The 11,935-nt window shown below is 66.5% G+C and carries 10 protein-coding genes and 1 pseudogene; 5 read left to right on the top strand and 6 right to left on the bottom strand.

What is annotated here, in order from left to right; translation table 11 throughout:
• The first annotated feature begins 9 nt into the window (after nucleotides 1–9).
• The 4 genes and pseudogenes from tal to pgl all read left to right on the top strand — a co-directional run bounded on the left by tal (nucleotide 10) and on the right by pgl (nucleotide 4,386).
• Nucleotides 10–1,125 carry a transaldolase gene (tal, locus tag PGN27_RS00360; RefSeq protein WP_335324290.1) on the top strand — a complete coding sequence of 372 codons (1,116 nt, stop codon included), beginning with the start codon at nucleotides 10–12 and terminating at the stop codon, nucleotides 1,123–1,125.
• Nucleotides 1,126–1,184: 59 nt separating this feature from the next.
• Nucleotides 1,185–2,728 (top strand): annotated as a pseudogene (gene zwf / locus PGN27_RS00355) (glucose-6-phosphate dehydrogenase).
• 34 nt (nucleotides 2,729–2,762) lie between these two features.
• Complete coding sequence (gene opcA / locus PGN27_RS00350) at nucleotides 2,763–3,674, top strand: glucose-6-phosphate dehydrogenase assembly protein OpcA (protein WP_019513101.1); 912 nt, start codon at nucleotides 2,763–2,765, stop codon at nucleotides 3,672–3,674.
• Nucleotides 3,667–4,386, top strand: coding sequence for a 6-phosphogluconolactonase (gene pgl / locus PGN27_RS00345; protein WP_335324289.1), 720 nt, complete (start codon nucleotides 3,667–3,669; stop codon nucleotides 4,384–4,386). The genes opcA and pgl overlap by 8 nt, the downstream gene beginning before the upstream one ends.
• A gap of 112 nt (nucleotides 4,387–4,498) precedes the next feature.
• On the opposite strand, the gene PGN27_RS00340 is transcribed toward pgl, so the two are convergent.
• The gene (locus PGN27_RS00340) at nucleotides 4,499–4,642 is read right to left on the bottom strand and encodes a hypothetical protein (protein ID WP_155944852.1); all 144 of its coding nucleotides are present in this window, start codon (nucleotides 4,640–4,642) and stop codon (nucleotides 4,499–4,501) included.
• Nucleotides 4,643–4,697: 55 nt separating this feature from the next.
• Here PGN27_RS00340 and PGN27_RS00335 point away from each other — a divergent pair, with 55 nt between their 5' ends.
• Nucleotides 4,698–5,069, top strand: coding sequence for an ATPase (locus tag PGN27_RS00335; RefSeq protein WP_335324288.1), 372 nt, complete (start codon nucleotides 4,698–4,700; stop codon nucleotides 5,067–5,069).
• Between the two features lie 92 nt (nucleotides 5,070–5,161).
• On the opposite strand, the gene PGN27_RS00330 is transcribed toward PGN27_RS00335, so the two are convergent.
• The 5 genes from PGN27_RS00330 to PGN27_RS00310 all read right to left on the bottom strand — a co-directional run bounded on the left by PGN27_RS00330 (nucleotide 5,162) and on the right by PGN27_RS00310 (nucleotide 11,926).
• Nucleotides 5,162–6,430 carry an HNH endonuclease signature motif containing protein gene (locus PGN27_RS00330; RefSeq protein WP_335324287.1) on the bottom strand — a complete coding sequence of 423 codons (1,269 nt, stop codon included), beginning with the start codon at nucleotides 6,428–6,430 and terminating at the stop codon, nucleotides 5,162–5,164.
• 312 nt (nucleotides 6,431–6,742) lie between these two features.
• A complete protein-coding gene (ppc, locus tag PGN27_RS00325; RefSeq protein ID WP_335324286.1) occupies nucleotides 6,743–9,538 on the bottom strand; it encodes a phosphoenolpyruvate carboxylase in 2,796 nt (931 codons plus the stop codon).
• 45 nt (nucleotides 9,539–9,583) lie between these two features.
• Nucleotides 9,584–9,820: a preprotein translocase subunit SecG gene (gene secG, locus PGN27_RS00320; RefSeq protein ID WP_030135676.1), complete on the bottom strand. Its 237-nt coding sequence runs from the start codon at nucleotides 9,818–9,820 to the stop codon at nucleotides 9,584–9,586.
• A 90-nt stretch (nucleotides 9,821–9,910) separates the two neighbouring features.
• Nucleotides 9,911–10,696, bottom strand: coding sequence for a triose-phosphate isomerase (gene tpiA / locus PGN27_RS00315; protein WP_335324285.1), 786 nt, complete (start codon nucleotides 10,694–10,696; stop codon nucleotides 9,911–9,913).
• A 3-nt stretch (nucleotides 10,697–10,699) separates the two neighbouring features.
• On the bottom strand, nucleotides 10,700–11,926 hold the full coding sequence (locus PGN27_RS00310) for a phosphoglycerate kinase (protein ID WP_335324284.1): 1,227 nt from the start codon (nucleotides 11,924–11,926) through the stop codon (nucleotides 10,700–10,702).
• Nucleotides 11,927–11,935: the final 9 nt, after the last annotated feature.

The raw sequence follows: 11,935 nt of genomic DNA, 5'->3' as shown, positions 1-11,935 counted from the left end.
CGAAACACCATGTCTCAGAACGAAAATCTGGCCGCACTCTCCGCCGCCGGCGTATCCGTCTGGCTCGACGACCTGTCGCGTGAGCGGTTGCAGACCGGCAACCTCGCCGATCTGATCGCCACCAAGAGCGTCGTCGGCGTGACCACCAACCCGTCGATCTTCCAGGCTGCGCTGTCCAAGGGTGATGCCTACGACGAGCAGGTCAACGAGCTCGCGGCCCAGGGCGCCGATGTGGATGCCACCATCCGCACCGTCACCACCGACGATGTCCGCAATGCCTGCGATGTGCTGTCCAAGACCTACGAGGCCACCGACGGCGTCGACGGCCGGGTCTCCATCGAGGTCGACCCGCGTCTGGCGCATGACACCGACAAGACGATCCTGCAAGCGATCGAGCTGTGGAAGATCGTCGACCGGCCCAACCTGCTGATCAAGATCCCCGCCACGCAGGCCGGTCTGCCCGCGATCACCGCGGTGATCGCCGAGGGCATCTCGGTAAATGTGACGCTGATCTTCTCGGTGGAACGGCACAAGGCGGTCATCGATGCCTACCTGACGGGCCTGGAGAAGGCCAAGGAGGCCGGCCACGACCTGTCCAAGATCCACTCCGTCGCATCCTTCTTCGTCTCGCGCGTCGACACGGAGATCGATGCCCGGCTGGAGAAGATCGGCTCCCAGGAGGCGCTCGATCTGCGCGGCAAAGCCGGCGTGGCCAACGCGCGGCTGGCCTATGCGGCGTATGAGGAGCTGTTCGGTGGCGAGCGGTTCGCCGCGCTCAAGGCCGATGGCGCCCGGGCCCAGCGTCCGCTGTGGGCGTCGACGGGGGTCAAGAACCCGGACTACTCCGACACCCTGTACGTCACCGAGCTGGTGGCGCCGAACACGGTGAACACCATGCCGGAGAAGACGCTGGACGCTGTCGCCGACCATGGCGTGGTCACCGGTGACACGGTCAGCGGTACCGCCGCCGAGGCGCAGGGTGTCTTCGACGCCCTGGTCGCGGTCGGGATCGACAAGGACGATGTGTTCATCACCCTCGAGGAAGAGGGCGTGGAGAAGTTCGAGAAGTCCTGGGCCGAGCTGATGGAGGCCACCCAGGGACAGCTCGACGCAGCCAAGAAGTAAGCCGCCAAGAAGTAGGCCGAGAACCGCCCCCTCTCCGACGCGACAGCAGAGGACACGCGATGAGCACAGCCGAGGCATCGACATGGCACAACCCGCTGCGGGACAAGCGCGATAAGCGCATGCCCCGTATCGCGGGGCCGTGTGCGGTGGTGATCTTCGGGGTCACCGGCGATCTGGCCCGCAAGAAACTGATGCCGGCGATCTACGACCTTGCCAACCGCGGACTGCTGCCGCCGAGCTTCGCCCTCGTCGGATTCGCGCGGCGGGACTGGGCCGACGAGGATTTCGGCCAGGTCGTCTACGACGCGGTCAAGCAGCACGCTCGGACCCCGTTCCGGCAGGAGGTCTGGGATCGGCTGGCGGAGGGTTTCCGGTTCGTCCAGGGCGCCTTCGATGACGACGAGGCCTTCGGACATCTGGCCGAGACGTTGCACACCCTCGATGTCGAGCGGGGGGTACCAACGGCAATCACGCGTTCTACCTGTCGATCCCGCCGAAGGCGTTCCCGCAGGTGCTCGAGCAGCTGTCCCGGTCGGGCTTGGCCGCCAAGGACGGTGACAGCTGGAGCCGGGTGGTCATCGAGAAGCCGTTCGGTCACGACCTGAAGAGCGCCGAGGAGCTCAACGGTCTGGTCAACAGCGTGTTCCCGGAGTCGTCGGTGTTTCGCATCGACCACTATCTGGGCAAGGAGACGGTGCAGAACATCCTGGCGCTGCGGTTTGCCAACGAGATGTTCGAGCCGATCTGGAACGCCCATTACGTCGACCATGTCCAGATCACCATGGCCGAGGACATCGGTCTGGGCGGCCGGGGCGGTTACTACGACGGTGTCGGCGCGGCCCGCGATGTGATCCAGAACCATCTGATCCAGCTGCTGGCGCTGACGGCGATGGAGGAGCCGGTGAGCTTCTCCCCCGCCGAATTGCAGGCCGAGAAGATCAAGGTGCTGGCGGCGAGCCGGCTGGCCGAACCGTTGGACCAGACCACCTCCCGCGGCCAGTACGCCGCGGGCTGGCAGGGCGGTGAGAAGGTGGTCGGGCTGCTCGACGAGGAGGGGTTCTCCCAGACCTCCACCACCGAGACCTTCGCAGCGATCACCGTCGATGTCGACACCCGTCGGTGGGCCGGCGTGCCGTTCTATCTGCGCACCGGAAAGCGGTTGGGCCGTAGGGTCACCGAGATCGCCCTGGTCTTCAAGCGGGCGCCGCATCTGCCGTTCGACGAGACCATGACCGAGGAACTCGGCAAGAACGCCCTGGTGATCCGGGTGCAGCCCGACGAGGGCATCACGCTGCGCTTCGGCTCCAAGGTGCCGGGCAATGCCATGGAGGTCCGCGATGTGAGCATGGACTTCTCTTACGGTTCGGCGTTCGCCGAGGAGTCCCCGGAGGCCTATGAGCGGCTGATCCTGGATGTGCTGCTCGGCGAACCATCGCTGTTCCCGGTCAATGCCGAGGTCGAACTGTCCTGGAAGATTCTGGATCCCGCGCTGGAGTACTGGGCGTCGCACGGCACGCCAGACACCTATGAGTCCGGGACCTGGGGCCCGGAGTCGGCATTCGAGATGTTGCGCCGCGTCGGACGCGAGTGGCGGCGGCCGTGACGGGTGCACGCGCGGAGAATCGAGGAGCTCAGCGATGATCATCGACCTGCCCGATACCAATACCGGTGCCATCAACAAGAAGATCGTCGCCCTGCGCGAGGAGGGCGGCGCGATCACCCTGGGCCGGGTGCTGACGTTGGTGATCGCTCCGGATACCGAAGCGGTCCTTGAGGATTCGATCGAGGCGGCCAATGCGGCAAGCCGCGAGCACCCGTGCCGGGTGATCGTTGTGATTCCCGGCGACCGGTTGAGCCTGGACGCACGCCTGGACGCCCAGTTGCGGATCGGCAGCGACGCCGGCGCCAACGAAGTGGTGGTACTCCGGTTGTCCGGCCCGTTGGCCAACCATGCCAGCAGCGTGGTCACCCCGTTCCTGCTGCCGGACACCCCCGTGGTGACCTGGTGGCCGGATCTCGCACCGCCGGTGCCTGCGCAGGATCCGCTGGGCACGTTGGCGATTCGGCGTATCACCGATGCCACCAACGGCGAGGATCCGTTGGCGTGCATCAAGAGCAGGCTGTCGGGTTACACCCCCGGCGATACCGATCTCGCCTGGAGCCGCATCACCTACTGGCGGGCCCTGCTGACGGCGGCGGTCGATCAGGCGCCCCACGAACCGATCACCCAGGTCGTGGTGTCCGGACTCAAAGATGAACCCGCCCTGGATATTTTGGCCGGTTGGCTGGCCGGTCGGCTGGACTGCCCGGTGACCCGGGCCGTCGGCGAGCTCAAGGTCGAGCTCACCCGCGCCAGCGAGACGATCACGCTGAGCCGGCCACAGGACGGTGTCACCGCGACGCTCACCAGGACCGGCAAGCCGGACGCCCAGATTCCGTTGGCGCGCCGGGAGACCCGCGACTGCCTGGCCGAGGACATGCGGCGCCTCGACGCCGATGAGATCTACTTCGAAGCACTCCAGGGAATCGATAGGGTGAGCTATGTCTGAGCAGGTGGTCGAGACCTATCTCGATGCGCAGGAACTCGCCAAGGCCGCCGCCGCGCGGCTGGTGGGAGTCATCACGTCGGCCATCGTCAACCGTGGCCGCGCCGACGTGGTGTTGACCGGCGGCACTGTCGGCATCGAGCTGCTGCGCCAGGTCACCGGTTACAGCCCGGACATCGACTGGGCGAAGGTCCATCTCTATTGGGGTGATGAGCGTTTCGTGCCGCACGACGACGCCGACCGCAACTTCCGACAGGCTCGCAAGGCGCTGCTGGAGAGCATCTCGATCCCCACCGAGAATGTGCACGCCATGGCCGCGTCAGACGGCGAGTTCGGTGACGATCCCGAACGTGCCGCACGGGCGTACGAACGGCTGCTTCCCGACGAGTTCGACGTCCATCTGCTCGGTATGGGCGGCGAAGGACACATCAACTCACTGTTCCCCGATACTGCCGCGGTGCGCGAAGCCGAACGGCTCGTGGTGGCCGTGACCGACTCCCCCAAGCCCCCGCCGCGGCGCATCACCTTGACCCTGCCTGCCGTGCGACGCGCCAAGGAGGTGTGGTTGGTGGTGGCCGGCGAAGAGAAGGCCGACGCGGTGGCCGCGGCGATCGGTGGGGCCGACGCGGTGGACGTCCCGGCCGCGGGTGCGGTGGGCCGGGAGAAGACCGTGTGGCTGCTGGACAAGGCGTCGGCGAGCAAGTTGCCGTCCTGACCGCGGCTCTTTCCTGACCTCGGCTCTCTCCTGATCGCCATTCTGACCTCGGCGCATCCGAGCTCAGCCCACCTCTGATCCGCGAACCGCCTGATCTCAGCCGGACCCGTTGTCAGTCCTCGGCCATCTGATCCGGCGAGCAGTCCGACCGACTGTCCGCCAGCGCTTCACCGTATCCGGCCAGGTAGTCGGCCACCGCACGCGCCGACCCGGGTTCTGGATGTAGCCGCGGGCTGCCGTAACAGAACTTCGCCATACAGAATCAGACGCACCTGCGCCCGATTCGGTTCCCTCAACCGCATACTGATTTCATGGCAGACAGAAGCGGTGGTCGGGCACGCCCGGCGACCAGGCGAATCAGGACGCTGACGCAGGCAGCGCTGAACGCCGACGCCACTGTCGTCCAGGTGGAAACTCTGCTGACCGATCTCGACCGCACCGTCGTGACGCTGAACAACTCGATCGGCGAGCTCGATGTCACGCTGGACCGTTTCAATTCGACGATCAACAGCATCGACGAATTGGCACCGCGGCTCATCGCGATGGTGGAACGCCTCGAGCTCATCGTTGCGAGAGTGGAAGCGATAGTCGAACTGGGCGAGACGATCGCCACCCCGATCGCGGTGACGGAGAGCGCAGTGCGTGGTCTGGTCTCCCAGCTGCGCCGGGCGGCCCGGCTCTAGTTTCGCCGCCCCCGGGCTCGGTCCGCGATCGGCCGTCCGGCCGCTATCACTGTGCAGTTTTCAAGGTACTTCGAGATCTGGTAGCGGCTTGGTCACGCGGCGGTCGGTAGGTCGGTCATGGTGCGGCGGGCGTGCGATCGCAGATGCTCCGGTTCGGGTTCCCCCGGCGTGCGGGGTGGGATGAACCAGGGATGGCGGTCTCTACCGAGGTAGACCCGCCAGCCACCGTGATGGATCACGCCGTGATGCAGCCGGCACAACAACACCCCGTTGTCCACACTCGTAGTGCCACCGGCGCTCCAGGGTTGGATGTGGTGGGCATCGCACCACGACACCGGCCGCCCACACCCAGGATGGGCACACCCACCGTCACGCACCCCGAGTGCTTTGCGGATCGCCGGGGTGAACAGCCGCTCGGCCCGGCCAACGTCCAGCGGTACTCCGGTGTGATCGACGATCACATTGGTCAACGTGGCATCACAGGCGATCAGGTCCGCGGTCGCGGCGCTGACCGGTCCGGCGAACCCGAGCCGATCGACTGTATCCTGACCGCCCTGCGCCACTGCCACCCCTGGTCGGATCAACGTGACGTGTGGCAGCACCCCGCCGGACATCGGCCGCCTCGACTGCGACAAATAGGTGCGCAACACCTGCCCGAGCGCCTCCGCCCGCCGCACGCCGATAGGTCGTGGGTCCGCCGACCCGTCGGGTTGCGGGACCGGTCGGCATAACGGATCCAGCGCCGCACAGAGTTCTTCCCCGGTTCCGACGTCCAGGTCGAGGGTGACTGCAAATCGGCCTTCGGCGTTCTGGACCAGGGTCATCTCATTCAGCGTGGTGTCTTCGGCGACCGGCACCACCCGCTCCTCGGTTGGCAGTTCCGCGACACGGTCGATGGCGATCGCCCGGGCCTTCGCTGCCACCTCGGCCGGGGTGGTCTGCACCATCAACGCGCGCACCACCGCCGCCCGATCGTCCTCGGACAACGGCACCCGCGCGTCGATATGGGTGACACCTTTGCCGACGGCGTCGGCGAACTCGATACCGATCCCACCCAACCGCTGCGCAGTCGTCAGCGACCCCAAAGACGGGGCCATCCGGCCGACCCGTACCGCGCGGGTCGCCGCACCCGGGGCCATGCCCAACAGCTTGAGCAGATCGGTGCCGGTGCGCAGGTGTCGCCGCCCCGGCACACCCGTCCGCTCAGCCGACGCCACCGCCGAAGCGATCACAAAATCCAGCAGATTCCGGGCGCTCACCGCCGCAACCAACACACCCAGTAACGCCTGGTCATCGACCACCGGCCGCGGACAATCCAGCAACCGACCCAAGCCCGGCCCGGCATCATTCTCCGTTGACACCGGAACAAGCTCATCGATCAACGCATCAACAAACGAATCCAGACAGGTGGCGTCCATAACGGATACCGACTTCCCCCACAGCACCCAACCAAGGGCACCATCAAACACACACAGCCCGCCCGACCCCCAGACAGGGACCGTCGAACCTCGCGGCGACCGAAGTCGCGGTCTGCGGCTCGCCAGATCCAAGGATCGGGAACCGCGGCGCATTCGAACTTATGTTCGAGTCTACGCCGAATATGGTTACCGTGCAAGCGTTATCTCGCGGAACATCGGTGACGGCCCGGGTGGTTTTGATGGTGGCACATCGCACTACCCCGAGTTGCGCAGAGCGCTGGCCAACCCACTCATCGTCAGCAGAATGCCGCGTTGCACCAGTTCGTCATCGTCCCCGGACCGGTATCTGCGCAGCAATTCCACCTGTAGGTGATTCAGCGGCTCCAGATACGGGAACCGGTTGAACACCGACCTGGCCAGCGCGGGATTGTCGGCGAGCAGGTCATCCTGTCCGGTGATCAGTCCATGCATCCGGACGGTGCGCTCGTGCTCGTCGACGATCTTGTCGAAGACCCTGGCCCGCAGCTCCTCGTCGGCGACCAGCTCCGAATAGCGGGCCGCCAGGCCGAGATCCGACTTGGACAGCACCTGGGCCATGTTCGACAGCACGGTACGGAAGAACGGCCATCGGGCGTAGAGGTCGCGCAGGATCTCCAGTTTCGCGTCGTCACCGGCGACGAACTGTTCGAAGGCGGTGCCGGTGCCGTACCAGCCCGGCAGCATCACCCGAGACTGGCTCCAGGCCAGCACCCACGGGATGGCCCGCAGATCAGAGATCGCCGTGGTCGGCTTACGGGAGGTCGGCCGGCTACCGATGTTGAGCGCACCGATCTCGCTGACCGGCGTCGAGGCCTTGAAGTACTCCACGAATCCCGGTGTCTCGTGCACCAATTCGGCGTATGCGCGCTGGGCGCGGGCCGCCAGGTCGTCGAGCACCCGGTAGGCGTCCTCGGCGTCCTCCCCGAGGCCCTCGACATCCAGCAGAGTCGACTCCAACGTGGCCGCCAGCAAGGTCTCCAGGTTGCGGTGGGCGATCCGCGGCTCGGCGTACTTCGCGGCAATCACCTCACCCTGTTCGGTGATCCGCAGCGAACCCTTCACCGCACCGGGCGGCTGGGCCAGGATGGCGTCGTAGCTCGGACCGCCACCGCGACCGACGGTGCCCCCGCGACCGTGGAAGAGCCGCAACCGGATTCCGGTCCGCTGCGCCGAATCCACCAGGTCCAGCTCGGCGCGATAGAGCGCCCAGTTGGCCGCCAGGTAGCCGCCGTCCTTGTTGGAATCCGAATAGCCGAGCATGACCTCCTGCTGGCCATCGCGGGCATCCACCAGAGCCCGGTAGACCGGTAGGTCCAGCGCGGCCTCCAAAATGGCCGAGCCGCGCTGCAGGTCATCGATCGTCTCGAACAACGGCACGATGCCCACCGGTGCGTGGACGGCGCCGTCGGTGGCAGCGAGTAGTCCGGCCTCCTTGAGCAGGACTGCCGCTTCCAGCATGTCTGATACCGACTGACACATCGAGATGATGTAGTTCGGAATGGCCTGCGGTCCGAACACTTTCACCGCGCGCGCGGCGGCCCGGACGATACCGAGCTCCTTGGCGGCCAGTTCGGACAACTCCGCACCGGGGCCCACCAACGGGCGGCGGGTGGCGATCTCGGCGGCCAGCAATTCGACCCGGGCTCCCTCGGGCAACGAGGCATAGTCCGGGTGTACACCCGCCCAGGCCAGCAATTCGGCGATCACCTGCTCGTGCACTTCGGAGTTCTGCCGCATGTCCAGTCCCGACAGGTGAAAACCGAAGACCCGCACCGCTTCCCGCAGTCGCGCCAGCCGATCATCGGCCAGCACGGCGGACCCGTTGTCACGCAGCGACGCATCCACGGTGTCCAGATCTGCCAGCAACTGCTCGGGCGTCTCGTAGGGCTCAAGGCCAAGGTCGAGCTCGAGTGCGGGCTGGTCATCGAGGATTCGCACGGCGGTCGCGGTCAGCCGGGCGTGGATAACCCGCAGCGCCCGACGGTAGGGCTCGTCGCTGCGGGCCGGCTCGGCACACGCATCGGCGAGTTCGGTCATCTCCTGGCTTGTCCGCACCAGCCGCGAGGAAAGCGACAGTTCCTGTTCCAGCGCACAGATCTCGCCGAAGTAGTGGTCGAAGGCCGTGTAAGCGGCGCGCCCGGTGGCCAGCCGTACCACCTCGGCGGTGACGTTGGGGTTGCCGTCGCGGTCACCGCCGATCCAGGATCCCGGCCGCAGGATCGGTTGTGCCAGCACCTCGGTGCCCGGCCAGCGTTGCTGCAACGCGTCCCGCACCTCGGCGTTGACCCGCGGGATGACATCCAGGAAAGCCGCCGGGTAATACCGCAGTCCGGTTTCGATCTCGTCGGAGATCTTCAGGCGCGACAACCGGACCAACGCCGTCTGCCACAACGTCAGGATGTGCCTGCGCAGTTCGGTTTCGATATCCCGGCCACTGTCGGTGCGGGTGTGCCCGTGGAGCCGCAGACGCATCAGTTCGGTGATGTGGTGCTGGGTGTCGAAGACCGTGCGGCGACGTGTCTCGGTCGGGTGCGCGGTGATCACCGGGGATACCAACGCACCGGACAACGCCTCGGTGACCTCGCTCGCGTCCAGTTGGGCGCCATCGAGTTTGCGATAGGTGGCGGCCAGGCTGCTGTCCTGCGGTGGCTCGCCGGCGGCCTCGTGTACGGCGCGGCGCCGCTCGCGGTGGATGTCCTCCGCGACATTGGCCAACAAGGCGAAGTGGGTGAAGGCGCGGATGACCGGGATCGCCTGGTGGACGTCGATATCTCGGAACAGGTCGGCCAGTTCGGCGCGGTCGATCTCGGACCGCCGGACCCGAAATGACTCGACCCGCGCCTTTTCGACGAGGTCGAAGATATTGTCGCCGTTCTGTTCTCGGACCGTGTCACCGAGAATCGCACCGAGCAGCCGGATGTCTTCTCGCATCGGCTCGGTGGCTTCACGACCGACGTTGGTGCGCTGCACCGATCCGATCGGCGCCAGAGTGCTGTCGGTGCTGTCTGCCATCACTCAATTATCGGTGCGCGGCGCCGATAATGCAGAGCCGGGGGGTCAGGCGTTGTATTTGATGCGCAGCGCCATGCCCACGATCGACACCAGCCAGATGCCGATGACGAAGAGGGTCAATCGGTCGAGGTTCTTCTCGACGACCGTCGACCCGGACAGGCTGGACTGCACGCCACCACCGAAGAGGGTGGACAGACCGCCGCCCTTGGCGCGGTGCAGCAGTACCAGCAGCACCGTCAACAGACTGGTGATGACAAGCACGATCTGCAGGGCGAGTTCCATGCCGGTCAGCCTACACGGAGGTGATTTCGGTGCGAAAACGTGCTCTGGACGCACGGGATCTCACCGAAATCACCTCGCCATCAGGGCAGATCAGGGCAGTGGCCCGCCGGCCGCGATGGCCGACAGGGTGGCGAACTGCTCGCCGTCCAGCGAGGCACCGCCGACCAGCGCGCCGTCGACATCGGTCTGCCCGACGATCTCACCGACATTCTTGGCGTTCACGGAGCCGCCGTAGAGCACCCGCACCGAGGCCGCCACGTCCTTGTTCGCCAACTCCGCCAACTCGGCGCGGATCGCGGCGCACACTTCCTGCGCATCGGCGGCGCTGGCCACCCGGCCGGTACCGATCGCCCAGACGGGCTCGTAGGCGATGACGACCTGGGCGATCTGGTCGGCCTTCAGGCCGGCCAGGGAGCCCCGCAGCGACTCCACGTTGAACTCGACGTGGTTGCCCGCCTCGCGGACCTCCAGGGATTCACCGATGCACACGATCGGGGTGAGGCCGTGCTTGAGGGCGGCGGCCGCCTTGGCGGCCACCAGCTCGTCGGTCTCACCGTGGTAGGTGCGCCGCTCGGAGTGTCCGACGACGGCGAAGGTGACACCCAGCTTGGCCAGGAACGCGCCGCTGATCTCACCGGTATAGGCACCCGAGTCGTGCTGCGAGACGTCCTGCGCACCGTAGGTCAGGCGCAGTTTGTCCCCGTCGACCAGTGTCTGCACGCTGCGCAGATCGGTGAACGGCGGGATGACGGTCACGTCGACCTTGTCGAAGTACTTGTCCGGCAAGGCGAATGCGATCTTCTGCACCAGAGCGATGGCCTCGAAGTGATTGAGGTTCATCTTCCAGTTGCCGGCGATCAGCGGCTTACGTGCCATGTCTCACGCCTCCAGAACGTCAATACCGGGGAGGGTCTTGCCCTCCAGATACTCCAGCGACGCCCCGCCGCCGGTCGAGATGTGCGAGAAGCCGTCCTCCGGCAGACCCAGCAGCCGCACCGCGGCCGCGGAATCGCCACCGCCGACGACACTGAACGCACCCTTGCCGGTGGCCCCGATGATGGCCTCGGCGACACCCTTGGTGCCCGCCGAGAACGCCTCGAACTCGAAGACACCCATCGGGCCGTTCCAGAACACCGTCTTGGCGTTGGACAGCAGCGCGCTGAACCGCTTGACCGACTCGGGCCCGATGTCCAGGCCCATCTTGCCGTCGGGGATCTGGTCGGCGGCCACCGTCTCGGCCGCGGCATCGGCGGCGAACTTCTCCGCCGCCACGATGTCCACCGGCAGGTGGATCACGTCACCGTAGGTCTCCAGCAGCTTCTTGCACGTATCGATCATCTCCTCCTGCAGCAGCGAGGAACCGACCGAAACGCCCTGTGCGGCAAGGAAGGTGAAGCACATGCCGCCGCCGATGACGATACTGTCGGCCTTGGTGGCCAGGTTCTCGATCACCGCGAGCTTGTCGGAGACCTTGGACCCGCCGAGCACCACGGCGTACGGCCGCTCGGTCGAGCTGGTCAGCTGCTCGAGCACCTTGACCTCGGTGTCGACCAGCGTGCCCGCGTAATGCGGCAGCAGCGTGGCGACGTCGTAGACCGAGGCCTGCTTGCGGTGCACGACACCGAACCCGTCGGAGACGAACGCGCCGGGGGTTCCGTCGGCGGCCTCGACGAGTCCGGCGAGCGCCTTGGCGAGCGCGAGGCGCTCGGCGTCATCCTTGGAGGTCTCCCGCGCGTCGAAGCGGATGTTCTCCAGCAGCAGCACGTCACCGTCGGTGAGACCTTCGGCGCGGGCAAGCGCATCGGTACCGACGACATCGCCGGCCAACTGCACGTGCCTGCCGAGGCGCTCCCCCAACGCCGCCGCGACGGGGGCGAGGGAGAACTTCGGATCCGGCTCACCCTTGGGGCGGCCCAGGTGCGCGGTCACCACGACCTTGGCGCCGGCCTCGGCGAGTGCCTTCAGCGTGGGGACCGAGGCGATGATGCGCCCCGGATCGGTGATGTTCCCGCTGTCGTCGAGGGGGACGTTGAGGTCGGAGCGCACCAGCACGCCCCGACCTTCAACACCGTCGGCGAGCAGGTCAGACAGTGATTTGATCGCCATGATCGCGAG

The sequence above is a fragment of the Mycolicibacterium neoaurum genome (assembly GCF_036946495.1).
Classification (GTDB): Bacteria; Actinomycetota; Actinomycetes; order Mycobacteriales; family Mycobacteriaceae; genus Mycobacterium; species Mycobacterium neoaurum_B.
The sequence above is the reverse complement of the archived record's forward strand: the minus strand, read 5'-3'. Positions and strand labels throughout refer to the sequence as shown.

What these genes read in the sequence shown, in the direction of transcription:
- tal (WP_335324290.1), top strand. Translation starts at nt 10, where the DNA reads ATGTCTCAGAACGAAAATCTGGCCGCACTCTCCGCCGCCGGCGTATCC.
- opcA (WP_019513101.1), top strand. Translation starts at nt 2,763, where the DNA reads ATGATCATCGACCTGCCCGATACCAATACCGGTGCCATCAACAAGAAG.
- pgl (WP_335324289.1), top strand. Translation starts at nt 3,667, where the DNA reads ATGTCTGAGCAGGTGGTCGAGACCTATCTCGATGCGCAGGAACTCGCC.
- PGN27_RS00340 (WP_155944852.1), bottom strand. Translation starts at nt 4,642, where the DNA reads ATGGCGAAGTTCTGTTACGGCAGCCCGCGGCTACATCCAGAACCCGGG.
- PGN27_RS00335 (WP_335324288.1), top strand. Translation starts at nt 4,698, where the DNA reads ATGGCAGACAGAAGCGGTGGTCGGGCACGCCCGGCGACCAGGCGAATC.
- ppc (WP_335324286.1), bottom strand. Translation starts at nt 9,538, where the DNA reads ATGGCAGACAGCACCGACAGCACTCTGGCGCCGATCGGATCGGTGCAG.
- secG (WP_030135676.1), bottom strand. Translation starts at nt 9,820, where the DNA reads ATGGAACTCGCCCTGCAGATCGTGCTTGTCATCACCAGTCTGTTGACG.
- tpiA (WP_335324285.1), bottom strand. Translation starts at nt 10,696, where the DNA reads ATGGCACGTAAGCCGCTGATCGCCGGCAACTGGAAGATGAACCTCAAT.
- PGN27_RS00310 (WP_335324284.1), bottom strand. Translation starts at nt 11,926, where the DNA reads ATGGCGATCAAATCACTGTCTGACCTGCTCGCCGACGGTGTTGAAGGT.